Here is a 26,494-nt window from a genome sequence, read left to right as displayed (position 1 = left end):
TTGCGCATTAACATCTTAAATTTTATTATGTAATGGTTCCTTTTTCAATTAAGTAATAGAGAAATATTATTAATAATCCATAAAACTCCTATAAAGAACTTATAAAAGCCTTATGGATTAATCATTTATTTTCTAGAAAATTAGATTATTTTGTCTCTTCAAGATTTTCTTCTTTTCTAATTTCTTTTGTATCAATTTCTTTGCAAATTTGCTCAATAAATTCATCAAGTGATTTAATTCCCTCATCTCCAGCAAATCTACTTCTAACAGAAACTGTTCTTGTATTTTCTTCTTCTGCACCAACTACTAACATGTATGGTAATCTTTCGTTTCTAGCTTCTCTAATCTTATAACCTAATTTTTCTGATCTGCTATCAACTGTTACATCAACGTGTCTAGCTTTAAGTGCTTTAGCAACTTCATCAGCATATTCGATATATTTTTCTGATAAAGGTAATACTCTTACTTGTTCTGGACATAACCATGTTGGGAATTTACCTGCATATTTTTCAATTAACCATGCAAGTGTTCTTTCATAACAACCCATTGATGTTCTATGAATGATGTATGGACGTTTCTTTTCGCCATTTTTGTCAACATAGTACATATCATAACGCTCTGCTAAGAACATGTCTAATTGGATTGTAATCATTGTATCTTCTTTACCATATACATTCTTTGCCTGAATATCAAGCTTAGGGCCATAGAACGCTGCTTCTCCAGCTGCTTCTGTATATTCTAAACCAATCTCATCTAAAATTGTTCTCATTGCGTTTTCTACACGATCCCAATCTTCGCTAGATCCAAGGTATTTTTCTGAATGTTCTGGATCCCATTTAGACATACGGTATGTTACGTCATCCTGAAGACCTAATGTTGTTAAACAGTGTTTAGCAAGTTTAACACAGTTTTTGAATTCTTCATCAATTTGTTCCGGAGTACATACTAAATGTCCTTCTGAAATTGTAAATTGACGTACACGAGTCAATCCATGCATTTCACCTGAATCTTCGTTACGGAATAATGTAGATGTTTCACCCATACGGTATGGTAAATCACGGTAACTCTTCTGACGAGCTTTATATACATAGTACTGGAATGGACAAGTCATTGGACGAAGTGCGTATGTATCTGCATCTGCATCATGCTCAATTAAGCTTAAATCTTGTACTCCACGGATTTCTCTTCCACCTTGTCGTTTTGCCTCTTCTTCAGATAGCTCTGCATCACTCATAACAAACATACCATCTTTGTAATGATACCAGTGATCTGAAATTTTGTATAATGTAGATTTAGCCATTAATGGTGTACGTGTACGTACATATCCCCATTCATTGTCTTCTAAATCTTCAATCCAACGCTGTAATTTTTGAATCATTTTTGTTCCCTTAGGCATAAATAATGGAAGACCTTGTCCAATTACATCAACTGTTGTAAATAAATCCATTTCACGACCAAGTTTATTATGATCTCTCATTTTAGCTTCTTCTAATTTTTGTAAGTATTCTTTTAATTCATCTTTTTTATTAAAAGCAGTACCATAAATTCTTTGTAATCTTGCTTTTTTCTCATCTCCACGCCAATAAGCCATTGAAGAAGAAATTAATTTAAATGCTTTAACACCTTTAGTATTCATCAAATGTGGTCCTGCACATAAATCAACAAAATCACCTTGATCATAGAATGAGATAACTGCGTCATCATCTAATTCTTCAATAAGTTCAACCTTATATGGTTCATCTTTTTCTTGCATAAATTTAATCGCTTCATCTTTTGGTAAAGTAAATCTTTTAATTTCTTTGCCTTCTTTGATGATTTTTTTCATTTCTTTTTCTAAATTGTCAAGTGCATCTCTTGAAAATGGTTCTGCATCAAAATCATAGTAGAATCCCTCATCAATAGCAGGTCCGATTGTGATTTTTGCTGTTGGATATAATCTTTTAACAGCTTCTGCTAATACATGAGCTGCCGTATGTCTAATAACTTTAAGACCTTCTTCGTCAGATGCTGTAATAATATTTAAGCTACAATCCTTATCTAATTCTGTTCTAAGATCTACTACTTCACCATCAACTTCACCTGCACATGCTACTCTAGCAAGACCCTCACTGATATCTTTTGCGATTTCGTAAACTGTCATCTTTGATTCATATTCTTTAACTGAACCATCTTTTAATGTAATCTTCATCATATCTCCTTTCGCCAACATCTTGGACTTATCTGAATTTATAGTAATCTAGAAAATCCATTTTGGGACCTATACCGCTTTAAATTCTAGACAAATAAAAAAGCCCTGATACCTATATTAGGTATCAGGGACGTAAATACGCGGTTCCACCCTGAATTACTATGCACAACATCTGCAGAAAGTCAAAATTCTGCGCCACCACATAGTCACTCATTCGATTATAACGGAATCACCGGACCTGATTGGGGTCACTCAGAGCTGGTCTTCAAATAGCTTATCGTAAAAATACTCTCACCAAACATATTTCTCTCTGTTACTTTCCACTACTCTACTCTTCTCTTCAACGTTTTGACGATATAAGAATATCTGTGTTCCATAATACTCCTATTTAATCAAAAAGTAAAGAGAAAACTTGTAATTAATTAATTTTTGTTGTTTTATTTATTTTTTTTAATTGCTCCATGACAATATTTGTATTTTTTGCCTGATCCACATGGACATGGCTCATTTCTACCAATTTTCTTACCCACAACAACTGTTTTAGATTTTTTCTGCTCAAGATATAACTTGTGCTGTGTATCTTTATCAAAAATATTATCCCACATTGGTAAATTGTAAAGCCAATCAGCCTGAGCGTCTACCATATTTTTATATAATTTTTCATTATCAAAGTTAAGATTTACAACATCATCTTCTTCTAATTCTTCAACATTATTTGGAATAACTAAACTATCGTTAATTCCATCAAGGAAACCAATCATTTCTATTGTTGAAAGGCCATATTTCTCAGCTAATTCTTTAACTGTTCCTTCAACTCTTTCATCTGGATTTGATAAAAGTTTCTCATATACTCCTTTTTCTAATAGGAAATAATTCTGCCAAAATCTCTGTAGTTCCCCTTTATCAGCTTTCTCATTGTAAGCCTCACTGTACCATCTCTTGTATAATGTCATATTCTTACCACCTTTTATCGTCTTTTATTATACGCTAATTGCGTACATTTTATCTATCATTATTATAGCAATTTTTAGTATATTATTCAATACTTCTTAATACAACTTTAAAATTGTTCAACAATTTTTCTTGACTAGAGACATTATTTTTCGTATTATTATACAATAAAACAAATAATTTTTTATAATTAATTATTTATTTAGTGCAAGTTTAACATTTTTTTGAAAGGATATAACATGAAAAGGATTAAACAAATTTTGGCAATTTTAGGAATAATTGTGTTAACAGCTCTTTACTTAAGTACAATTTTTTGTGCTATTTTTGACACCTCAAACACGCAAAACCTATTTGCCGCATCAATAGTTGCAACTTTTATAATTCCTGTTTTAATTTGGACATACACATTTGTTTATAAGATTGTAACTAAAAAAGATAATGACTTAGATGAATTACGAGAACAAATCGAAGAAATGAAAAAAAATGATTCATCTAAAAAATAAAAGAAATTAAAAATTAGAAATTAGAAACAAAAAAAGAAATAAGAAATAAAAAACAACCAGGATTTGATATTGTTTAATAGTTCTTGAAAAGAAACCTTCAAAACTAACATAATATCTCTTTCTGGTTGTTTTTTGTATTATATTATTTTTATTATATTATTTTTATTATTTATTTCAACTTAGACTCTCTATAAATGATATCTTCTCTACCTGGACCATTTGATACCATAGTAATTGGATATCCAATATGGTCTTCAATAAATTCAATATATTTACGACAATTTTCTGGTAATTCATCGTAATTTTTAATTCCTCTGATATCACATTTCCAGCCTGGTAATTTTTTTATAACAGGTTTAGCTTTTTCAAGAAGGTGAGTAACTGGAAAATCTGTTGTTTCTTTACCATCTACTTCATAAGCTACACATACTGGGATTTCATCTAAATAGCCTAATACATCAAGTACTGTGAATGCAACATCTGTTGTTCCTTGTAATCTACATCCATACTTAGAAGCAACACAATCGAACCATCCCATACGTCTTGGTCTTCCTGTTGTTGCACCGAATTCTCCACCGTCTCCACCACGACGACGTAATTCATCTGCTTCATCACCAAAGATTTCACTTACAAATGCACCTGCACCTACTGCTGATGAGTATGCTTTACATACAGTAATGATTTGTTTGATGTCATATGGTGCTAAACCTGCACCAATTGCTCCGTATGAAGCTAATGTTGATGAAGATGTAACCATAGGATAAATTCCGTGATCTGGATCTTTTAATGTTCCAAGTTGTCCCTCTAAAAGAATTGTTTTTCCTTCTTTATTAGCATTTTCTAAGAAAGTAGCTGTATCACAAACATATGGTTCAATCATTTCTCTATATGAGTGTAATGTTTCTAATAACTCATCTTTGTCAATTAAAGGTTTGTGATATAAATGTTCTAATAAAACATTCTTTAATGCGACTACTCTTTCTACTTTTTCTTTTAATAATTCTTCATCGAATAACTCGTTAACCTGAAATCCGATTTTAGCATATTTATCTGAATAAAATGGTGCAATACCTGATTTTGTTGAACCAAATGATTTACCACCTAAACGCTCTTCTTCATACTGATCGAATAAAATGTGGTAAGGCATAACAATTTGTGCTCTATCAGACACAAGAATTTTAGGCATTGGTACATTTCTATCTGTAATAGATTTGATTTCTTCGAATAAAATTGGAATATTTAATGCAACACCATTACCTATTACACTTGTTGTATGACTATAAAAGACACCTGATGGCAATGTATGTAATGCGAATTTACCGTAATCATTTACAATAGTATGTCCTGCATTCGCTCCACCTTGAAATCTTACAATAATATCTGCTTCTTTTGCAAGAGTATCTGTAATTTTACCTTTTCCTTCATCGCCCCAATTGGCTCCAACTACTGCTTTAACCATTTTTTGTCCTCCTAAACCTACTAACACTATAAAAGTGATTAGAAATAAAATAATTATGTTTAAAATAGAAAACGGCAAGTGTAAAAACAACTTGCCGTCCTTACTTTATGATTATAAAGCAAAAATTATCATAAGTAAAATTATAGTTTTTTATAAACTAGATAATCTGTGCTTATAACGTTTTATCTTGATCAAGCATAGCTGATAATAATTCCTTAGCAGCCGTTGACATAGGCAACTTCTCATTTAATACTATGCAAAATTTTCTTTTTGGAATTTCTTCCTCGAATTGTAATTCAAACAATTCACCATTTTCTAGCTCTTCCCTAGCAAAATCTTCTACTACACTTGCTATTCCAAGATTTCTTTTTGCAAATTGAACTAACATATCACTTGTAGCTAATTCAAATTCAGGTTTAAGCTTTGCTCCAAATTTTTTTAAATATGAGGTAACATATTGTCTAGTTGAAGTATGTCCTTCTAGACACATTGTAGACATTTTTTCTAAGTCTTTATAAGATATCTTTTTTCCTTTTAAATGACTAAAGCGATTTCCTGCCACAAAAATATCTCTTATTTCCTTAACTGGAATCTTTTTTATATTACTTACATCATTAAAAGGTGTACTTACGACGCCAAAATCAATTTCACCATCTGCTAAACATGTTATTGTCTCCGGTGTAGGTGCATTAGTCACTGTAACCTTTATCTCTGGATGCAACTCATGAAACTTTTCAAGATACGAAAGAATATAATATTTTAACGTCATATCACTCGCACCTATTCTAATCTCACCACTTTCTAGATTAAGCATCTCATTAAGACGCTTATCTCCAGCCATTATTGTTTCATATCCTTTTTTAACGTAGGAAAATAAAACCTCGCCTTCAGCGGTAAAGCGTACACCTTTCGGAACTCTTGCAAACAATTTACAACCGTATGACTGTTCTATATTTTTTATTGCTTGACTAACTGCTGGTTGTGAAATAGACAATTCTTCAGCAGCTAGTGTTATGCTTTGTTTCATACCCACATAATAAAAAATTTTATAATATTCTAAATTTATATCCATATAAATACGTATAACCTTTTTACCTTCTTTTTTATATGTTTCTTTTTGTATAATATTTTATATTATGCTTCTACTTTCTTTGAATAAGCAACAGCTAATGAACCAGGTCCAATATGACATGCGATGCATAATGATAAAGGATCCATTTTTACTTCAATACCTGGGAATTCATTTTCTACTTCTTCTTTAAAAGCTAAAGCATCCTCTAGATTATGAGTATATGCAACTTGAATATACATATTCTTTCCTTCTGGATCATTATATTTCTTCTCAAAATCATCTTTTATTGCTTTTATCATTGTAGATTTAGCCTGCTTAATTGTACGAGCTTTTGAAAAAGCATCTAATTTATCACCTTGAATTTGTAATACCGGTTTGATTTTTAATAATGTACCAATTGCTGCTGCTGCAGCTGTGATACGTCCACCTTTTTTCAAATATGATAAAGTATCAACCATAATATAAATTGATGAATCGTGTGCAGTTTTCTCTAAAATTTCTTTAATCTCTTTAGCACTCTTACCCTGCTCGGCCAATTCAACTGCATCATATACAGATCTTTTTAATGTTACGGATACTCGCTTATTATTTACGACCTGAACTCTTCCATCATAATCTTGTGCTAACATTATTGCAGTCTCACATGAACTACTTAATCCTGCAGACAATGGAATGTATACTACTTCATCATATTTTTCTAACAATTCATCCCATTTATCTGTCACATCACCTAATAATGGCATAGATGTTTTTAATTCAACACCCTCTTGTAATTTTTGGTAAAAATCTTCCTGTGTCAAATCAACATCTTCGTATTTTATTTCACCATTAATATAAAATGGTAATGGCACTATTTCAACTCCAACCTTTTTTGCTTCGTCTTGTGTAAACGCACAACTACTATCTGTAACAACAACTACTTTACTCATTCTTCCTCCAATTTATAATTTCAATTTATTAATTCTAATGTATTATCCAACATTTATAGTCCCGTGGATTATGTGTTACTTTCAATTTAGTTTCCATTATTTTTCAATAACACTTTTACAGTATAACATATTACATTCAAAATAAAAAGAATTTTTCCCTATTTTTCAAGCATTCGTGTTTTAGAGGTAACAGTAAAGTAATCATGTACAATTTTCCTATTAGCTTTAACAACGTCAAATAGTTTTCTTTTCTTTTTGATGTAGTTTTCGAAACCACCTATCTAAAATTTTGAATATCCAAATCCATTTACCATTGCATCAATTTTGATTTTCTTCTTGCAAAATGGGCATGCATCTGCTGGATAGGCTGGATAATAAGCATATCCTGGCACATCATCTTCGCCAAATAACGATTCTACTGGAATGCCCTCTACATTATCAATTATTCCAAATACAGACATTATGTTTTCTACAATTCCTCCATAATATCTAACACATTCTAGACTTTTTTTAATTGTTTCACCTGTTGTAGTATTTGCAAAAAGTAAAACAACATGTTTATTTTCTATTGCAGCTTTATTATTATCCCTAAATATCATTTGATTATTAGAATTATATTCAGGTGTAATTATATAATGAGTTTGATGTAAATTAGTTGACAAAAAATGTCTTGATTCTAATTCTTTACTCAAAAAAGCCCCAATAACTTCTGTTCCATCCATGCAAATTATTGTATCAATATATACGCTAGTATCAATTTTTGAATAAAACAACTTTGCAGCTTCCATTGCCTCATTTGCTCTTGTTTTGATACTAGTCACATCTACATAAAAATTAATATGAGCTGTACTTGTTGCAAAATGACCTGGAATTGCATGAAGTGCTAACCTATTACTCTCTTTTGAATAAAACTTAACCATTCGATCTTCCATTCTTTCTGATTCCATAGTATGCTCCTTCCAAAAAAAGCTTGCATAAAAAATGCAAGCTCTTTAATTTTTTATAGTATAACTTTAATATTTTCAACAATACACATTTTTATATTTTTCTAGTGTGTTTTATTAATTATAATTATAACTATATTTTTCTGAATATTCAATTATTTTTTATATTAATTAATGCCTGTACTTCCAAATCCACCTCTGTCTTCATCGGAAAGTTGATCTGTCTGTTCAAAAACGATTTCAGGTTGATTTTTTACAATTCTAAATTGGCAAATTCTATCATTTACATGTAAAGTGACATCTTTAGTTGCTAAAACTGGCATTCTCCACATATCATTATTTCCACAATATGTACCATCAATCACACCCATGCTATTAGTTTGAATTAAACCAAAATTCTTAAAAGTTGAACTTCTTGGTACTAAATGTGCTTCATATCCTTTTGGTAATTTCATTGCAACTCCTAGAGGAATTAATTTAAAATCACCTTTTTTCAATTCAACTTCTTCTGAGACACGAAGATCTATCCAATCAGATTTACCTTCGATATATGTTAATTTTTCAATTTCATCTGAAAAATATTTTATTAAAATTTTTTCCATTTTGGCACCTTTCTAACATTACTTTTCCCATTCTAGCATACTATTCTCACTTCTTTTATCTCTTAACATTAGATCAATAACAGCAGCTTTTGCCTTTTTGTCTTCAAATAACACTTTATTTACTTCTCTTATAATTGGAAGTTCAACATTATATTTTTCTCCTAAAGATAATGCAGCTTTTGCAGAGAAAATACCTTCTACTACCATTTTTACTTCTTTAGTAGCTTCATCCATTGTATAACCTTGACCGATTAACATACCAGCTTTTCTATTCCTACTATGTTTACTTTCACAAGTTACAATTAAATCTCCGATACCTGTCAAACCATTTAAAGTTTCCATGCTAGCTCCCATTTTTGAAGCTAATCTACTAATTTCAGCAATTCCTCTTGTGATAAGAGCTGCTTTAGTATTGTCACCATAACCTAAGCCATCTGCCATTCCTGCTGCAAGAGCTATTACATTTTTAAGTGATCCGCCCAATTCCATTCCTAAAACATCAGGACTAGTATAGACTCTAAACACTTCATTCATAAATGTATCTTGAATTTTTTCAGCAATTGCTTTTTCTTTTGCTCCTGCTACAAGTGTTGTTGGTAGACCTGCTCCAACTTCCTCTGCGTGAGATGGTCCACACATAACTGCAACATGTGCAACTGGAATTTCTTCAGAAACAACTTCTGCTAATGGTTTAAGTGTTTTATCTTCAATTCCTTTTGCAACACAAACAATAATCTGTCCCTCTTTAACAAATGGAGCCATCATTTTAGCTGTACTTCTTGTAAAAACAGATGGAACTGCTAAAACAATGATTTCTTTTTCGTTAATGGCATCTTCTATATTTGTTGTATATTCTATACTGTCTGGCAATTTAACACCAGGCAATTTTTCAACGTGTTCTTTTTTTTCTCTTAACATTTTAATTTCGTCTTCCACAATTGACCATACAACAACATTATGACCATTATCTGCAAGGACTTTTGACAATGCAATGCCCCAACTTCCTGCTCCTATAACACCTATTCTTCTCATTATCTCATTACTCCTAACTTTATTAATTTCCAATAATTAAGTTATTATTTTTTACTCATTAAGAATTTATTTTCATTGCCACTTAATAATCTCACAATATTTGCTTTATGTCTCCAGATTCCCATACAAGTAAAGCATGCAGCAATAATATCAAATTCCAGTATCAAGTTCATTTCTTTACTATCTAATCCAATAATTCCAAAATGATTAAATATTATAACTTGAATCAAGAAAACAGAAACCATAACTATTGATCCTAACGAAACATATCTAGTTATTGCAACAATTGAAACAAATACTACCAAGCATAAAATAGCAGCTAATGGGCAAACAGCTAAAATAACACCACCTGTACATGCAATGCCTTTTCCACCTTTAAAACCGAGATAAAATGGAAAATTATGTCCTAAAACTGTTCCAAATCCCGCATACATTTCAAGAATTTTAATTGCATCAGGATACTGATTTCTAAAAACATATTTTATAATTAAGATTGCTATAATTGCCTTAAAGCTATCTCCTAAAAATGTAATCAAACCAGCTTTCACGCCTAATGTTCTTAAAGTATTAGTTGTTCCTGCATTGCCACTTCCATGCTTTCTAATATCGATTCCTTTGCTTTTTCCATAAAGATATCCTGTTTGAAAATTTCCGAATAAATAACCAACTAATAGAGCTATTAATCGTGCGAAAATCATTATTTCCCTTCCTTTCTCTCTCGAATTATGAATTTCAAAGCTGTTCCTTGGAAGCCAAATGTATCTCTAATACGATTTTCTAAATATCTTGTATATGAGAAATGCATTAAGTTTCTATCGTTTACAAATATAACAAATGTTGGTGGTTTAACTGCAACCTGAGTAACATAAAAGATTTTTAATCTCTTTCCTTTATCACTTGGTGGCTGCTGCATTGCAACTGCTTCTGTTACAATTTCATTTAACACACCTGTTTGAACTCTCATCGCATTGTTTTCCATAACAATGTCAATTAAATCAAACAATTTATTTAATCTTTGTCCCGTTTTTACAGAAACATATAAAATTTCTGCGTATGGCATAAAGCTTAAAACATCTCTAATCTCTTCTGTATGTTTTTTCATAGTCTTATTATCTTTTTCAATGGCATCCCATTTATTTACCGCGATAATAATACCTTTACCTCTATCGTGAGCAATACCAGCTATCTTAGCATCCTGCTCTGTTACACCTTCTGTTGCATCAATCATAATAACTACAACATCTGCTTTTTCAACTGCTGCAACTGCACGAATGATACTATATCTTTCAATATCTTCTTTTACTTTGCTCTTTCTTCTAATACCAGCTGTATCAACAAACAAATAATCTTTTTTATTATATCTAACATTAGTGTCAATAGAATCTCTTGTAGTACCTGCAATATTTGAAACAATTGATCTATCTTCGTTAGATAATTTATTAATAAGTGATGATTTACCTACGTTTGGTTTACCTATAACGGCAATTTTTGGTCTATCATCTTCTTCCTCTTCTCCAGCGCCTTCAGGAAAATGTGAAATAACTTCGTCAAGCATATCACCTAAACCTAATTTACCTGATGCAGAAACTGGATGTGGATCACCAATACCAAGATTATAGAATTCATAAACATCTGCCATCATCTTATTAAAATCATCAACCTTATTTACTACTAAAACAACAGGTTTCTTAGATCTTCTAAGCATATCCGCCACTTTTGAATCCGCATCTTGTAGTCCTTGTCTAACATCTACTACAAACATAATTACATCTGCTGTATCAATCGCAATTTGTGCCTGCTCTCTCATCTGAGATAGAATAATATCTTTACTTTCTGGTTCAATACCACCTGTATCAATCATTGTAAAATTTTTATCTAACCAGCTTACTTCCGCATAAATTCTATCTCTTGTAACACCTGGAGTATCTTTAACAATAGAAATTCTTTCTCCTGCTAAAGTATTAAACAGTGTTGATTTACCAACATTTGGGCGTCCTACTATTGCTACTATTGGTTTACTCATTTTTTACTCTCCTATCAAAATCTCAAAAATTAATGCAAATATCCTATTTACAATATTCGACTAATAATTTAAATGTATTTGTAACTCCATCAATATGGCTTCTTTCATATCCATGAGATGCATATACACCTGCACCAATCAAACCATGTCTTATGTCATGTCCTGCACATAGGGCAACATCGACATCTGAACCATAAAATGGATAAATATCAACTGCAAAATCAATATTTTTTTCTTTAGAAATTTCTATCATTTTAGTTACAACATCATAATTATATGGTCCTCTTGAATCTTTTGCACAAATTGATACTTGTCTTTCTGTACAATTTAACCCTTCACCTACACATCCCATATCAACAGAAATCATCTCTGTAACACCTTCTGGTATTGATGCTGCTCCACCATGACCAACTTCTTCATAAACTGTAATATGATTGTATATTCTTCTAGATGGTTTAATTTTGTTATCTTTTAGATATTTAGCAAATCCTAACAAAATGCTAACACTTAATTTATCATCCAAAAATCTACTCTTAATATATCCTGATTTAGTAATTGTTGTACGTGGATTAAAACAAACAAAGTCGCCTACCATAATACCTAGTTTTTCTGTATCTTCTTTGCTTTTTGTATCTTCATCGATAACAACTTCCATAACATCCCATGTACGTTTTGTGTCATCATATTCTCCATTTACATGAGTAGATGCATTTGTTAATTGTAATGTTCCAGAAAAATCTCCCGCAAAACGTGTATGTATTACAACGTTCTCGGCCTCAGCATTATTAGCATTCATTCCTCCTAATGGAGATAATTTAAGACATCCGTTAGACTTTATCTCTTTTACAATCCCACCAAGAGTGTCAATATGTGCGGCTAAAACTAATCCATCTTCTTTGTCTTCTCCACCTAAATCAACAAAAACTCCGCCTTTTTTTGTTAATTTTGCATCGTATCCTAGTTTTTTATATTCTTCTACTACAAAATCAGCTACGTTCTTTGTAAATCCTGTTGGACTATCAATAGCCATTATTTCTTTTAATTTATCTAAAATATATTCTACGTACTCTTTTGTCTCCATTTTGCCCTCCTAAAATTAGCTTCGAGTCACATTATTTTATATACATAAATGCTCCTAAATTACCTCTTTTTCCATTTGATGCTCTATGTGAATATAAATATTTTGAATTACAACATGTACACACATTTGTAATCGCAATATTTTCTTTTAAAACACCCGCATCTTCTAATACTATTTCATTTGCTCTCCATAAATTCAACAAACATTTATCGTTTTCTTTATAAATTATTATCTCGTCCTCATGTCCTTTAAATTCGTCAATGAATTCATTTGCGACATCAAGACTTACTTCATAACACTGTTGACATATTGATGGACCAATCGCACAAATCACATCTTTAGGATCAGTACCAAACTCTTTGGCCATTTTTTCTAAAGTCACTTGGCCCATTCTTTTTACTGTTCCTCTCCAACCTGAATGACTTAATCCAATTGCTTTATTTTTTGTATCCACAAAATAAAGTGGCACACAATCTGCATAAAAAGTCGATAGAACAAGTCCTGGTTCATTAGTAACTAAACCATCAATATCATCATATGGAAGTTCTTTAGTAATACCATTGCCTGCATCCTCTTTAGTCACTCTTAAGACGTTAGTTGTATGTGTCTGCGAAGACAAAACAAAATCATCTAAATTACATTCTAGTGCAATTGCTAAACGTCGATAATTTTCAAGAACTTTTTCTCTTTCATCGCCTCTTGTAAAGCTAAGATTTAATGATGATAAATGATTCTTACTTACTCCACCTTCACGAGTTGTAAAGCAATGATTTATAAAATCAATCTCTTCAAGCTTATTAAATTTAAGCAATGGCAAATCAATTGTTGATTGTGAAAAATTATCTTCTAAAGATTTATCTTTTGTTGCTATTTCTTCACAAATCCTATAATTTACTAGTTTTAAAACATTTTTGTCATTTTTTAAGTTCAAATTCATTTTCTATCTGCTCAACTCACCTTTATGTTTTATTGCTATACACCAAACGCATTCTGCACATGTTGTATTTTATTACCTAAAATAGAAATAACATCAAACCTAATTTGTTTATTAGTTATTCTATTCATCATAATAAAATAATTTGCAACCATAATTATATTTTTTTGTTTTTGATAATTAACCGCCTCTATAGGAAACCCGTACTTTGAACTTTTCCTATACTTGACTTCAACAAAAACTATACATTCTCCGTCCATTGCAATTATATCAATTTCGCCAATTCTGTTTTGATAATTTAATACCAGTACATGATATCCCTTATCTTCTAAAAACTTAGCGGCTTGTCGTTCATATTCATGTCCTATCTGACGTTTGTTGTATATAAATTCTCTTTTATTATTCATGTAATTCATCTTATTGATTTACTCTAAAAATGAAAACTGAAAAAAACATACAAATTATATTTTACCTTTGAATTTCGTTTCTGTCTACTTTTTTATGCAAAATTCATTCATTTATATATTTTATTCCTTAACAAAAAATAATGCAATACATTTATCATTATTTTTTTAACTAATTTTCCATAGATATTTTCTTTTTTAAATCATCTATTTACCTATTTTAGCTTTTAGTTTATCCATGTCATCCACAAAAACTAGTATTTCAGCTACAACTTCATACAATTCTGGCGGAATAACATCACCTATTTCTAATTTTGACAAAGTATTAGCCAATTTATTATCTTTATATAAAGGAACATCATTTTCTTTTGCTGTTTCAATAATTTTATCCGCAAGATTTCCCTTTCCGGTTGCTAAAATTTTTGGTGCTTTGTCTCCTGGTTCATACGACAACGCTACAGCCGTTTTATCCTTATTAATCTTAGACACTTTATCATTTTTTTGTTTAAAACTTTTATCATTCATATTTATGCCCTCATATCAAATGAAAATCGTTTAACTGGTCCAGCTGTTGGTAAATCTTTCTTTAAAAAATCATCAACGAAATTCATTTTCTTTCTTTCATTAATAACATCTAAAGAACACGTATATCCTAATTTTTTTAGCCTACTCAAAAGCATTGGCAAGTTAGATAAAATCAAATCATATGAAACATCATCTTCTACAAAAAAATTTGTCTTTAAATTCTTATCATGCAACTTAATTGCAACATCTGTAGTTCCTAAATTATCTAGTTCCAAATGCAAAAAAGCCGATAACTCACCCTTTTTTTCCTTCAAATTTTTCTTACTAGTATATAGATAAAGTTCTCCATTTACATCTTGTTTTGCCATTTTAAGTGGAATCTGAACATAATTATATACATTATTTATTTGATTCATAAAATCAAGATTACCTCTTATCTCAGATAAAGTTGACATTAAACCACTTTTGTTTTGTCCTATAGCATTAACTAGTTCCTCAATTTGACTTATTTGAAAGTCAAGCTTTTTGTACAATTGTGTAATTTTACCATTTTCTTTTAATTGTTCAGGTTCTATTAGCCACTGTTCCTTTATTATTGACTCAACAAATCCCTTATATTCTTTACTTGATACAAATGATAGAATCTCTTTTTCATTTACAGAGGTATTATTTAATAATGCCTTTATTTTATCTACAAGATCACCTACTTCTAAGCGATTTTGCGCATTATTAGACGATTGATTTATCTCATTTTGAGATACTGTATTTTGCTGAACAACTTCTTTTTGAAAAGTTGTATCCTGCTTAGCAATTTCATTTTGATATGCTTCTTGTTTTATATTTCCTTGCGAATTTATATCCTTTGCACCATTCTCTTGTGGCTCCACTTCTTTTGAAATATTATCTCTAATAACATTTTCTTCCTGCAGGGTTTCTTTTGCAATATTGCCCTTTAACGCACTCTGTTCATTTTCTTTATTAGTATTTTCTAATATGCCATTGTTATTTATTAAACCATCCGGTTTGAGTGCATCTTTTGAAGATACATCTTGCGATGTGGTTTGTCCTTCACCTTCATTAATAATTCCAGATTGAAAAGACTTCAACATCTTCAAAAAATCATTACCCTCATCTTTTGATTCTTCAACTTTTGCCAGACTTTCCAATAAAGCAGTTATTTCTTTTTCTCCTAAAATTTGATCAATTTTAACAGTTTCAATTTCCTTTGATACTATATCAAGAAGTTTCACATTATTAGTTTCTATTTGTTTTATTGGAATACTTGGATCAGAAATATCTTTCACAAGATTAGTTAGTACATCATTTAATTTGTTAGTTATTGCCTGTTTATCATCTAAATAATTTTCATATTGAAATGCTCTTTGTTCTGTAATTGGTATATCCAATTTAGTCATCTGTACAAGAGTCTTAACATTTATATTTTCAAAATTCGAAAGAATCTTATACATTTTTGCCAAACTTTCTTTATCAATTGGCATACTTTCATGCATCATTTCATTTATCATGTCAATCGTCTTAGCATTAATTTCTATCGAAGCTTCTCTTAATGCCTTAGTAAGAATTGGATTATTACCTTCTTCTCCTGATCTATATGGTGTTATCTCAATTGTAGTTGCAGAAGCAGATTTAACCTCAAAAAATAAGGCTTGCCCCTTTGTAACATTTACGTTATCTTCAAGACGAGCCTTTACTTTTTGTCCATCTGCTAAAGCTATCTCCACCTTGTTATTTTTTACAGAGATAACAGTTCCTTCAAATACATCTCCAGCTTTTAGATTCTGTATGCCTTGTGACCTATCTGTATTTTTTATATTAATATTAGAATCTAATTTTTGATTATTCAAATTGTTATATTTATCATATAAATTAGAAATTTGCATATTAATACCCCATTTTCAAAATTTACAATAATACCCACAACAACAACTACCCGTTATTACATTCTTCTTTATCTAAATACTATTATACTATTTATCTTTTGGCAATACAAAATTTTTTATAAAAGTTGCTCTATGAATTGGTGATGGTCCAATATCTTTTAAAGCCTGTATATGTTTAGCTGATCCATATCCTTTATTTGACGCAAAATCATACTCTGGCATTATTTTATCATACTCAACCATCAACCTATCTCTTGTGACTTTTGCTACTATACTAGCAGCTCCAATAGATATACTTTTTGCGTCTCCTTTTATTATAGGGACCTGTGGAATTTTAACTTGTGGAATTGTAACCGCATCATTTAATAGTATATCGGGCTGTGGCGAAAGCTTACAAAGTGCCTGTCTCATTGCCTCATAAGTTGCTTGTAAAATATTAATCTCATCAATTCGAGCTGGCGAAACAAGGCCTGTCGACCATGCAACCGCTTCTTTTATAATTTGATCATATAATAATTCTCTTTTCTTTTCAGAAAGTTTCTTAGAATCATTTATATATAAAATATTACAATCTTTAGGTAAAATAACAGCACCAGCAACAACTGGTCCCGCTAATGGTCCCCTTCCAACTTCATCAATTCCACAAATAAATTCACAGTCATTATATTGCCTTTCAAACTTTTTAATCATTTCAAGTCTTTCAAGTTCAGCTTCATAAGCCTGTAGCTTTTTAGATGCTCTTTCTACAAGTTTAATTACACCACTTCTTTCATCAGACATATAATTATTGATAAACTCTGAAAGTTCATGTTCTTGTATATTTGCTAATTCTTCTTTGATTTCGCCTATCTTTTTACTCATAGTCCTTACACCACTCAACTGTAATTTTACCTAGTGTTCCACTTCTGAATTCATCTATTAATAGAACCGCTGCCTTACCAAAATCTGGTTCATTGCCTTTTGAAATACAATTTCTATTCTTAGCAATTTCATATATTATATCAACTTCTTTGGTATCTTCGTTCACATCGTATCTATCATGTAAAATTCCTGGATATTTATCTTTTAATAATTTAATAACTTCAACTGCTAATTCATCTGTATTTAAAATTTCATCTTTAATTGAACCAACAAGAGCTAATCTAAGCCCAACCATTTGATCTTCAAATTTAGGCCATAAAATACCTGGAGTATCTAAAAGTTCAACATTTTTACCCATTCTAATCCATTGTTTGCCTTTAGTTACGCCTGGTTTATTTCCTGTTTTAGCAACAGCCTTACCTGCATAAGAATTTATAAAAGTAGATTTTCCTACGTTAGGAATTCCTACAACCATTGCACGAATTGGTCTGTTTTTTATTCCACGTCTTCTATCTCTTTCAATTTTTTCTTTACATGCTTCCATTATGATATCAGTTATTTTCTTCATGCCATTTTTAGTTCTAGCATCTAAACCATATACAAAGTACCCTTTTGCTTGGAAATATTTACTCCATTCTTCACTTTGTCTCTTATCTGCCAAATCAGACTTGTTCATTAAAATAAGTCTAAATTTATTTTTGCCTATATCATCTATATCAGGATTTCTACTACTAAGTGGAATTCTTGCATCAACTAATTCTATTACCAAATCTATAAGTTTAATATCTTCTTGCATCTGTCTTTTGGCCTTTGTCATGTGACCTGGATACCATTGAAAATTCATATATAACCTCTTTTCTATATAACAAAATTATGTTTAAATAATTAACTTCTTATTTAACAAAACCTATTTTTTTCATAGGAACAACTCTTAACCAAGCTTTTCCTTCTATATGTTTTGCTTTGACATTTCCGACACTAGAATATCTACTATCTTCACTATTATTTCTGTTATCACCCAAAACAAAATACTCATCTTTTTTTAATTTGATTTTCTTGTTTGCAAGACCAGGATTTTCGATAGATTCAACTTTACGATTTTCTTGTAGCATCTTATCATTTACATAAATCATACCATTTTTAATTTGAACAGTATCACCTGGTGTAGCAATTACTCTTCTCAAATAGAATTGTGACTTTTTATTACCATTTGGTTTAAATACTATCACATCATCCTTTTTAGGTTTTGTTACTTTATAGATAAATTTATTTACTAATATTTGATCATCAATATTCAAATCTGTTTCCATCGCTTTCCCAACAACACCAACTCTTTTTCCGAAAAAGAATACCACTGAAAAAGCCAATAAAATAACAAACACTATTTCCATTGTCCAAATGACAACTTTTCTAACTGCTTTATGATTAACTTTTCTTTTTTTTCTAGTAAAATCTAGCCCTTTTTTGCTTTTAAAAAACATAAATAACCTCCATGAAAGTTAATTTATTGTAATTATAATGTGAAAAAAGGCAGATGCCACAAAAGCATCTGCCACATTAAACAAAAATTATTTAACGATTTCTTTAACTTTAGCTGCTTTACCAACACGGTCTCTTAAGTAGTAAAGTTTAGCACGTCTTACTTTACCTTTACGTACTACTTCTACGTTAGCAACGTTTGGTGAGTGTAATGGCCAAGTTTTTTCTACTCCAACACCGTTAGAAAGTTTTCTTACTGTAAATGTAGCACGGTTGCTTCCACCCTGTTTTTTAATTACAGTTCCTTCGAAAATCTGAATTCTTTCACGATTTCCTTCTTTGATTTTAGCGTGAACTCTTACAGTATCACCTGTGTTAAATGCTGGAACTTCAGCTTTTAATTGTTCTTGTTCGATTTTCTTAATAATTTCGTTCATTTTGTGACCTCCTAAAATTTTGATGTTCTTAAAGCGTATATCGCAACAGAGGACCATCTCTTATTCACAATACAACATTAAAATAGTATCATAATCATTATGCAAAAGTCAAGCTATTTGTCTATAAAAAATATATTAACTTTTTCACGAGCTTCGTATAAATATGTCTTATTTATAGCTTCATCATAATATGCTAAATCATCATTTTTCATCCAAAAAATAGGCATAATACCTAAGTCTAGATAATAATTTATAAGTGCAGTTAATATAGTTTGTCTATCAAATAAGTTGAATTCATCATTTTCATCAACACAAATTGATGAAACAACAGTTAAATCATTAGTACAAATATTTGCCTTTGCTAAAATTTTCTCTTGATTTAATATAACTGAATTATCTACATCAACTTTTGGATGTTTCATTCCTTTTATAGTCAAACGATTCTTTTGTGTATATACTAACTGAGTATATTCTTCTTTTCTGACGTTTCCTCTAAAATACTGTTCTATTATTTTAGATGCCTTCTTATCGTGACATACAATTTTAAAATCAGATTTTTGATTTTCACGTTGCTCTACTAATTTTAAAACATCACAAGCTTTTGCTTTTTCATCTAATACCACATAAAAATAATTCATAGATTCAATATCTTGTACTAAAATTTGACTATCATCTTTATGAATAATTTCTGCACGTCCTGTTTCGAATAAATTAATTATATCCGCATAATTTATTTTGTTTTTCTTTAGTGCATCTATACATTCAATACTTTCTTCATATTTAACGTACAAATCACTTCTTCTTTCTTTAGTCCTAATAATAGATTGTTCTAGACGCCATTTTTCAATCTCTTTAGTATTTCCCGACAAAATAACTTCTGGTACTTTTTTGCCTCTCCAAACTTCCGGTCTTGAATACTGTGGATACTCTAGTAAATTATTATGAAATGATTCTGTTTCTGCGGAAATTTCGTTATGAAGCACTCCTGGCACAAGTCTTGAAATTGCATCAATCATTACCATTGCTGGCAATTCTCCACCTGTCAAAACATAATCTCCTATAGACACATAATCTGTTACAATTTCTTCTAATACTCTTTCATCTATTCCTTCATAATGACCACATAAAAAAATCAAATCATCATTTTGCGCTAATTCTTTTGCTTTTTTTTGAGTAAAAGGGTATCCCTGAGGTGTAACATAAATAACTCTCTTTTTTTTCTCAGGTTTTATTTTGTCTTCTACATTTTTATAAGCGGCATATACTGGTTCTGCCTGCATAAGCATTCCTGCACCGCCCCCATATGTATAGTCATCAACCTTATTAAATTTATTATTGGAAAAATCACGAATATTTATAGCTTCAAGTGATATCAATCCACTTTTTAAAGCTCTTCCAATAATGCTTGTATTAAGTCCTCCTAAAACCATCTCAGGAAATAAAGTTAAAATATGAAAATTCATCATATCCTCCTGTTGTTCTATCTAAGGCCTGGTAAAAGATGAATTGTAATTCTATTTTCTTCAAGATTTATCTCTTTTACGCATTGTTCAATAGCTGGAACTAAAATATCATCTGTTCCTTTTTTCTTTATAACATAAACATCATTTGCACCTGTTTGTAATACATCTGCAATTTTTCCTAAATCTTCGCCTTCGTCAGAAACTGCTTCAAGTCCTATTAAATCAGCAATGAAGTATTCATTTTCTTCTAATTCAACTGCATCCTCTCTTGCAACTAAAAGAGGACATTTTTTGTATTTTTCAATATCATTAATATTATCATAATTTTTAAATTTAAGAATTACTAAATTTTTGAAAAATTTAACTCTTTCAACTTCAAGTTCTAGTTCTTCTCTTCCTGTGTCTAAATAAACTTTCTTTAAATCTAAAAATCTGTGTGCATCGTCAGTAGTCGGAAAAACTTTTACTTCTCCACGAATTCCATGAGTACTTGTAATTACACCTACCTGCAATTTATCTCTCATTAATATTCTCCTTGTCGAATTTTTCTTTAAATATATATACGAAAAAGACCGTCTCTTACGAGACGGCCGTAGGATTACTGCATAATTTCAACAATTACCTTTTTGTCTTCTTTTGAGGCAGCGGCTTTAACAACTGTACGTAACGCTTTAGCAATACGACCTTGTTTGCCAATCACTTTGCCCATGTCAGACTGTGAAACACGTAATTCCAAAACAATTGCTTTCTCATTTTCAGATTCAGTTACAACAACTTTCTCCGGATAATCGACTAGCGATTTTGCAATTACTTCAACTAATTCTTTCATTACGTCCACCTCTCAAATCCTATTTTTCGATACCAGCGTTTTTGAAAAGTCTAGCAACTGTTTCTGTTGGTTGAGCACCATTAGCTAACCATTTTTTTGCTAACTCTTCGTTTACATGATATTCTGATGGATCCTTTGTTGGATCATATGTACCAATCTCTTCGATGAATCTACCATCTCTTGGAGATCTTGAATCTGCAACGATGATTCTATAGAAAGGAGCTTTTTTGTGTCCCATTCTTCTTAATCTGATTTTAACTGCCATTGTTTCACCTCCTAATATTGCTTTATGCATAATGCATTTATGTTAAAAAGGAAGTCCTTTGAACAATCCTTTTTTACCACGTTTACCTCCGCCAAACATGCCTGGCATCTGTTTCATCATCTTCTTCATCTGTTCTAATTGTTTGATCAATTTATTAACCTCAGAAATATTTACTCCAGCACCTTTTGCAATACGGTTCTTTCTACTTGGGTTCATAATTTTGGGATTTCTTCTTTCTTCTGGTGTCATAGAATAAATAATAGCTTCTATTCTTGCCATATTTTTCTCTGCTGCATCAGAATCAAATTCAGGCATCTTAGCTCCCATTCCTAATCCTGGAAGCATACCAATGATACTTGATAATCCACCCATTTTCTTCATCTGGCTCATTGATTCAAGATACATCTCAAAATCAAATTCATTTTGTTTCATCTTGCGTTCAAGCTCTTTAGCTTTATTCTCATCAATTGTCTCTTGAGCCTTCTCAATCATTGTTAAAACATCACCCATACCCAAAATACGTGATGTCATTCTATCTGGGTAAAACTGCTCTAAATCTGAAAGTTTCTCACCCATACCGACAAAAAGAATTGGCTTACCAGTAACGGCTCTAATTGAAAGTGCAGCACCACCTCTAGTGTCACCATCTAACTTAGTTAAAATAACGCCGTCTACTCCAACCTTCTCATCAAATGTACCAGCTACATTAACCGCATCCTGACCTGTCATTGCATCAACAACAAGTAATGTCTTATGTACATCAACAGAATTCTTAATTTCTACTAACTCACCCATCATTTCTTCATCAATATGAAGACGACCAGCCGTATCAATAATCAAAACATTATTGCCATTAGAAATAGCATGGTTAACTGCTGCTTTGGCGATATCTGCTGGTTTATTTTTATTACCCATTGCAAATACTTCTACGCCTTGTTTCTCACCATTGATTTTTAATTGTTCAATAGCTGCAGGTCTATATACATCACAAGCTGCTAATAAAACTTTCTTGCCTTTGCTCTTTAACTTTCCTGCTATCTTTGCAGTAGTTGTTGTCTTACCAGCACCCTGTAAACCAACCATCATAATAATAGTCAACTCGTTACCTGGTTTAAAATCAATCTCTGTAGTATCAGAACCCATAAGTTTAGTCATCTCTTCATTTACGATTTTGATAACCATTTGTCCTGGATTTAAACCATTCATAACGTCTTGTCCAATTGCTCTTTCTTGAACACTCTTAGTAAACTGTTTTACTACACGGAAGTTTACATCAGCTTCAAGTAATGCCATCTTAACTTCTCTAAGAGCTGCCTTAACATCATCCTCAGTTAAACGGCCTTTGCTTCTTAAATTTTTAAATACATTTTGTAATTTTTCTGATAAACTATCAAATGCCATATTTACAATTCCTCTATTATTTGATTTGATATTGCTTCAATTTGATTAATAATATCAGTCTGTGGCTCATCTTTGAACTTACGAGTCAAATTATGAATCTCTGCCACTTCATCTTTAATAATCATAAACTTCTTAATCAAATGTAGCTTATCCTCATATCCTTCTAATTTTCTAGTACATCTCTTTATCATATCACTGACACCCTGTCTTGTGATATTCCTTGTCTCTGCAATTTCCCCTAAGGATAAATCATTGAAGACAAAATCTTCATAAATCTGACGCTGATGCTCATTGAGCAATTCGCCATAAAAATCGTATAAAAAAGCTTGTTCTATTTTTTCTTCCATGTCTGTCACCTTGAATAGATTACCATAATCCAAAAATGATGTCAAGTATTTTTTCTTGATAGAACAAATTTTCCATCTTTTCCTATAGGCATTTACTCTACAATTTGATAATTAAAAAAATCAATATCCATATTCGCTACCATCGTAATCATTTCCATCATCGCTACCATCAAACTCATCATCAGAGTCATCATCGCCAGGATTTCCATAGCCGTTATCATCATCGTAACTTCTATAACGTCTCTTGTAAGATGGTTCGCTGTCCTTGTAGCTGTTGTCTCTAGTTCCGTTTTTAATCATATCATTTATCAACGTTGCAGCTGTATCTATAGGAATTGCAAATCCCATTCCCTCTACTGCTGATGACGAATATTTTGCTGAATTGATTCCAATTAATTCCCCTTTTGCATTAAGTAATGCTCCACCACTATTACCTGGATTAATTGCTGCATCTGTTTGAATTAATTTATTAGTGTATTTTTGTGTGTTATTTGTATCCGATGTTGTCACTTCTCTATCCACTGCACTTATAATTCCTGTAGTTACTGACTGGCCATAACCTAGTGCATTTCCGATGGCAATAGCAGACTCACCAACTTTTATTTCACTTGATTTTCCAAATGTTGCTACTTTTATTTTATTTTTAGTACGTTTAGGAAGTGAAGATAATTTAACAGTTATAACTGCCAAATCGTTCTTTGCAACATTTCCTCGAATACTAGCCTCTGCTGTTTCATTATCACAAAATTTGACTGTCAATTTAGTAGAACCATCTATAACATGATTGTTTGTTACAATATATAATTTATCACCATCTTCTTTTACGATAATTCCACTTCCAACACTTTTTTGTGTCTGATATCTATCTTCACTTGAGAAAAAAGAAGAAACCTTTTTTTCAGAAGTATTAGTAATAGCAACTATAGAAGGCATTGTATTTTTTACAACTCCAGACACATCATTATTTTTTATAAGAGTCTTCTTACTTGAAGTCGATGTGGCCGTTTGTAATCCTGAATCTTCTTGCTGTTCTATAAAAGTTTTTAACTTTGTATTATACAAATAAAATGAACCTGCAAACGTTCCTCCTGCAATAGCACCACATGTCAATGTTATCAAAACACCTCTTAAAAATTTGCCGTCACCTTTCTTTTTGCTAGTATCATTAATGATTTTTTCATTTGATTCGTTCATTTATAACGTCATCTCCTTTATACTCACATATTATTATAAATACATTTTAAAATATCTTTATGGAAAAAAAATGTGAATAATATCATTTTTATATGTTTATTTTGTGTCGTTTATGTGAAAAATGAAACTTACATTGGTCACTTTATCCTATAAATTTGTCTGAATTAATTTTGGATCATAACCATTTTCTTTTAACGATTTTAAAATTTCTTGTTTATGCTCTGTTCCAAAACTTTCAAGTGTTATTTGTAATTCTACTGCTGCACTTCTATTAGTTGTAACAAATTGATTGTGTTCAAGTTTAATAACATTTCCTTTTGTTTTTGCAATTACATCTGCAACTTTAGAAAGTTCACCTGGTTTATCTGGCAATAAAACTGATAAGCTAAAGATTCTATCTCTAAAAATCAAGCCATGTTGAACAACTGATGACATTGTGATTACATCCATGTTACCACCACTTAATATAGATACAACTCTTTTATTTTTTACCTTTAAGTGTTTTAATGCGGCAACTGTTAATAAGCCTGAATTTTCAACTATCATTTTATGATTTTCAACCATATCAAGGAAAGCAACTATTAATTCTTCATCATTTACTGTTATTACTTCATCAATATTTTTTTGTAAATAAGGAAAAATTTTACTTCCTGGTGTTTTAACTGCTGTACCATCTGCAATTGTATTTACTTTTGGAAGGGTAACCACTTTTCCTTCTTTCAATGAAGCTTGCATACAAGCAGCACCTGCTGGTTCTACTCCAATCACTTTAATTTTAGGATTTAACAATTTAGCTAAAGTTGAAACTCCTGTCGCCAAACCGCCTCCTCCAATTGGTACTAAAATATATTCTACTAATGGAAGTTCTTTAAAAATTTCCATTGCGATACTTCCCTGACCTGTTGCTACCTGCAAATCATCAAATGGATGAATGAAAGTATATCCTTCTTTTTTTGCCAACTCTAGAGCGTACGCACATGCTTCATCGTAAACATTACCATATAAAACAACTTCTGCACCGTAACTCTTTGTTCTATTTACTTTAATGAGCGGAGTTGTTGTTGGCATAACAATTACTGCCTTAGCTCCGTAACATTTAGCGGCATATGCAACACCTTGTGCATGGTTACCTGCTGATGCTGTTATTAAACCTTTTTTTCTCTCTTCCTCTGATAATGTACTTATTTTGTAATACGCTCCACGAACTTTATAAGCTCCTGTAAATTGCATATTTTCTGGTTTTAAATATACTTTATTTCCAGTTTGCTGGCTTAAATAATCACTATAAACTAATTTAGTTTCTAGTGTAACTTCCTTGACTTTTTCACTTGCTTCTTCAAATTTGTCTAATGTTAACATAATACATATTCCTCGTATTATATAGTAGTAGTTTTTAGAGACCCTCTCCAAGGTCTTTATAACTATTCAGTCATAGTCTTTTCTTTACCTTTTCTATAGGTTCGACTATGATGTTTAGGATGCTGTGGATTGGTTATTATTTCCTACCACTTGATGGTTTAAGAAAGGCTCCAACCACAGTCTCTTTGTTCATTTGTTAATCAGTTAGATACCGCATGACGGTTTATTTAGAACGAGGTTACAATCGCAAAGAGCACCCTGTGGTTCTAAAACAGCATTAATACATTTCAAAGGAGATTTATTTTTATGAT

General features: G+C 31.1%; 27 protein-coding genes and 1 pseudogene. 1 reads left to right on the top strand and 27 read right to left on the bottom strand.

Features of this window, described 5'->3' with window-relative positions; genetic code table 11:
• Positions 1 to 145: 145 nt before the first annotated feature.
• Together thrS and BMY79_RS08715 are read right to left on the bottom strand one after the other, a co-directional pair.
• Complete coding sequence (thrS, locus tag BMY79_RS08720; protein ID WP_027422361.1) at positions 146 to 2,188, bottom strand: threonine--tRNA ligase; 2,043 nt, start codon at positions 2,186 to 2,188, stop codon at positions 146 to 148.
• A gap of 437 nt (positions 2,189 to 2,625) precedes the next feature.
• Positions 2,626 to 3,141 carry an SEC-C metal-binding domain-containing protein gene (locus tag BMY79_RS08715; RefSeq protein WP_022748380.1) on the bottom strand — a complete coding sequence of 172 codons (516 nt, stop codon included), beginning with the start codon at positions 3,139 to 3,141 and terminating at the stop codon, positions 2,626 to 2,628.
• 237 nt (positions 3,142 to 3,378) lie between these two features.
• Here BMY79_RS08715 and BMY79_RS08710 point away from each other — a divergent pair, with 237 nt between their 5' ends.
• Positions 3,379 to 3,642, top strand: coding sequence for a hypothetical protein (locus tag BMY79_RS08710; RefSeq protein ID WP_022748379.1), 264 nt, complete (start codon positions 3,379 to 3,381; stop codon positions 3,640 to 3,642).
• A 169-nt stretch (positions 3,643 to 3,811) separates the two neighbouring features.
• Here BMY79_RS08710 and BMY79_RS08705 read toward each other — a convergent pair whose 3' ends face one another.
• The 25 genes and pseudogenes from BMY79_RS08705 to ilvA all read right to left on the bottom strand — a co-directional run bounded on the left by BMY79_RS08705 (position 3,812) and on the right by ilvA (position 26,183).
• The gene (locus BMY79_RS08705) at positions 3,812 to 5,101 is read right to left on the bottom strand and encodes an adenylosuccinate synthase (protein WP_022748377.1); all 1,290 of its coding nucleotides are present in this window, start codon (positions 5,099 to 5,101) and stop codon (positions 3,812 to 3,814) included.
• A gap of 172 nt (positions 5,102 to 5,273) precedes the next feature.
• Entirely contained in the window at positions 5,274 to 6,173 is a 900-nt protein-coding gene (locus tag BMY79_RS08700; RefSeq protein WP_074730783.1) for a LysR family transcriptional regulator, read from the bottom strand.
• 62 nt (positions 6,174 to 6,235) lie between these two features.
• The gene (locus tag BMY79_RS08695; protein WP_074730782.1) at positions 6,236 to 7,102 is read right to left on the bottom strand and encodes a DegV family protein; all 867 of its coding nucleotides are present in this window, start codon (positions 7,100 to 7,102) and stop codon (positions 6,236 to 6,238) included.
• A gap of 281 nt (positions 7,103 to 7,383) precedes the next feature.
• Positions 7,384 to 8,049, bottom strand: coding sequence for a type I phosphoribosyltransferase (locus tag BMY79_RS08690; protein ID WP_022748373.1), 666 nt, complete (start codon positions 8,047 to 8,049; stop codon positions 7,384 to 7,386).
• Between the two features lie 164 nt (positions 8,050 to 8,213).
• Positions 8,214 to 8,648 (bottom strand): dUTP diphosphatase, encoded by a 435-nt coding sequence (locus tag BMY79_RS08685; RefSeq protein WP_022748372.1) that lies wholly within the window; start codon positions 8,646 to 8,648, stop codon positions 8,214 to 8,216.
• 18 nt (positions 8,649 to 8,666) lie between these two features.
• Positions 8,667 to 9,680, bottom strand: coding sequence for an NAD(P)H-dependent glycerol-3-phosphate dehydrogenase (locus tag BMY79_RS08680; RefSeq protein WP_074730781.1), 1,014 nt, complete (start codon positions 9,678 to 9,680; stop codon positions 8,667 to 8,669).
• A 44-nt stretch (positions 9,681 to 9,724) separates the two neighbouring features.
• On the bottom strand, positions 9,725 to 10,378 hold the full coding sequence (gene plsY, locus BMY79_RS08675) for a glycerol-3-phosphate 1-O-acyltransferase PlsY (RefSeq protein ID WP_022748369.1): 654 nt from the start codon (positions 10,376 to 10,378) through the stop codon (positions 9,725 to 9,727).
• The gene (gene der, locus BMY79_RS08670) at positions 10,378 to 11,703 is read right to left on the bottom strand and encodes a ribosome biogenesis GTPase Der (RefSeq protein ID WP_027422358.1); all 1,326 of its coding nucleotides are present in this window, start codon (positions 11,701 to 11,703) and stop codon (positions 10,378 to 10,380) included. The genes plsY and der overlap by 1 nt, the downstream gene beginning before the upstream one ends.
• A 43-nt stretch (positions 11,704 to 11,746) precedes the next feature.
• Positions 11,747 to 12,784, bottom strand: a complete 1,038-nt coding sequence (locus BMY79_RS08665) for a M42 family metallopeptidase (RefSeq protein WP_029067344.1) — start codon at positions 12,782 to 12,784, stop codon at positions 11,747 to 11,749.
• Positions 12,785 to 12,815: 31 nt separating this feature from the next.
• Entirely contained in the window at positions 12,816 to 13,721 is a 906-nt protein-coding gene (pgeF, locus tag BMY79_RS08660; protein ID WP_027422357.1) for a peptidoglycan editing factor PgeF, read from the bottom strand.
• A 35-nt stretch (positions 13,722 to 13,756) separates the two neighbouring features.
• Entirely contained in the window at positions 13,757 to 14,134 is a 378-nt protein-coding gene (locus BMY79_RS08655) for a YraN family protein (protein ID WP_242826847.1), read from the bottom strand.
• 195 nt (positions 14,135 to 14,329) lie between these two features.
• Positions 14,330 to 14,647 (bottom strand): EscU/YscU/HrcU family type III secretion system export apparatus switch protein, encoded by a 318-nt coding sequence (locus tag BMY79_RS08650; protein WP_022748362.1) that lies wholly within the window; start codon positions 14,645 to 14,647, stop codon positions 14,330 to 14,332.
• A gap of 2 nt (positions 14,648 to 14,649) precedes the next feature.
• Positions 14,650 to 16,548 carry a flagellar hook-length control protein FliK gene (locus BMY79_RS08645; protein WP_074730780.1) on the bottom strand — a complete coding sequence of 633 codons (1,899 nt, stop codon included), beginning with the start codon at positions 16,546 to 16,548 and terminating at the stop codon, positions 14,650 to 14,652.
• An 87-nt stretch (positions 16,549 to 16,635) separates the two neighbouring features.
• Entirely contained in the window at positions 16,636 to 17,409 is a 774-nt protein-coding gene (locus BMY79_RS08640; RefSeq protein WP_022748359.1) for a ribonuclease HII, read from the bottom strand.
• On the bottom strand, positions 17,402 to 18,253 hold the full coding sequence (ylqF, locus tag BMY79_RS08635) for a ribosome biogenesis GTPase YlqF (protein ID WP_074730779.1): 852 nt from the start codon (positions 18,251 to 18,253) through the stop codon (positions 17,402 to 17,404). The genes BMY79_RS08640 and ylqF overlap by 8 nt, the downstream gene beginning before the upstream one ends.
• A gap of 49 nt (positions 18,254 to 18,302) precedes the next feature.
• On the bottom strand, positions 18,303 to 18,890 hold the full coding sequence (lepB, locus tag BMY79_RS08630; RefSeq protein WP_029067341.1) for a signal peptidase I: 588 nt from the start codon (positions 18,888 to 18,890) through the stop codon (positions 18,303 to 18,305).
• Between the two features lie 87 nt (positions 18,891 to 18,977).
• On the bottom strand, positions 18,978 to 19,325 hold the full coding sequence (gene rplS / locus BMY79_RS08625; protein WP_022748355.1) for a 50S ribosomal protein L19: 348 nt from the start codon (positions 19,323 to 19,325) through the stop codon (positions 18,978 to 18,980).
• Positions 19,326 to 20,098: 773 nt separating this feature from the next.
• Positions 20,099 to 20,788 (bottom strand): annotated as a pseudogene (gene trmD, locus BMY79_RS12570) (tRNA (guanosine(37)-N1)-methyltransferase TrmD); the annotation flags it as partial.
• Between the two features lie 17 nt (positions 20,789 to 20,805).
• Complete coding sequence (gene rimM, locus BMY79_RS08615; RefSeq protein WP_022748352.1) at positions 20,806 to 21,312, bottom strand: ribosome maturation factor RimM; 507 nt, start codon at positions 21,310 to 21,312, stop codon at positions 20,806 to 20,808.
• Positions 21,313 to 21,386: 74 nt separating this feature from the next.
• Positions 21,387 to 21,617 (bottom strand): KH domain-containing protein, encoded by a 231-nt coding sequence (locus BMY79_RS08610; RefSeq protein ID WP_022748351.1) that lies wholly within the window; start codon positions 21,615 to 21,617, stop codon positions 21,387 to 21,389.
• Between the two features lie 19 nt (positions 21,618 to 21,636).
• Positions 21,637 to 21,882, bottom strand: coding sequence for a 30S ribosomal protein S16 (gene rpsP / locus BMY79_RS08605; RefSeq protein WP_022748349.1), 246 nt, complete (start codon positions 21,880 to 21,882; stop codon positions 21,637 to 21,639).
• 42 nt (positions 21,883 to 21,924) lie between these two features.
• Positions 21,925 to 23,283 carry a signal recognition particle protein gene (gene ffh, locus BMY79_RS08600; RefSeq protein WP_074730778.1) on the bottom strand — a complete coding sequence of 453 codons (1,359 nt, stop codon included), beginning with the start codon at positions 23,281 to 23,283 and terminating at the stop codon, positions 21,925 to 21,927.
• 2 nt (positions 23,284 to 23,285) lie between these two features.
• Complete coding sequence (ylxM, locus tag BMY79_RS08595) at positions 23,286 to 23,630, bottom strand: YlxM family DNA-binding protein (protein WP_022748346.1); 345 nt, start codon at positions 23,628 to 23,630, stop codon at positions 23,286 to 23,288.
• Positions 23,631 to 23,750: 120 nt separating this feature from the next.
• Positions 23,751 to 24,824 (bottom strand): S1C family serine protease, encoded by a 1,074-nt coding sequence (locus tag BMY79_RS08590; RefSeq protein ID WP_074730777.1) that lies wholly within the window; start codon positions 24,822 to 24,824, stop codon positions 23,751 to 23,753.
• 147 nt (positions 24,825 to 24,971) lie between these two features.
• Positions 24,972 to 26,183 (bottom strand): threonine ammonia-lyase, encoded by a 1,212-nt coding sequence (gene ilvA / locus BMY79_RS08585; RefSeq protein WP_022748344.1) that lies wholly within the window; start codon positions 26,181 to 26,183, stop codon positions 24,972 to 24,974.
• Between the last annotated feature and the right edge of the window lie 311 nt (positions 26,184 to 26,494).

It is taken from the genome of Lachnobacterium bovis (genome assembly GCF_900111325.1).
Lineage (GTDB): Bacteria > Bacillota > Clostridia > Lachnospirales > Lachnospiraceae > Roseburia > Roseburia bovis_A.
The sequence above is the reverse complement of the archived record's forward strand: the minus strand, read 5'-3'. Positions and strand labels throughout refer to the sequence as shown.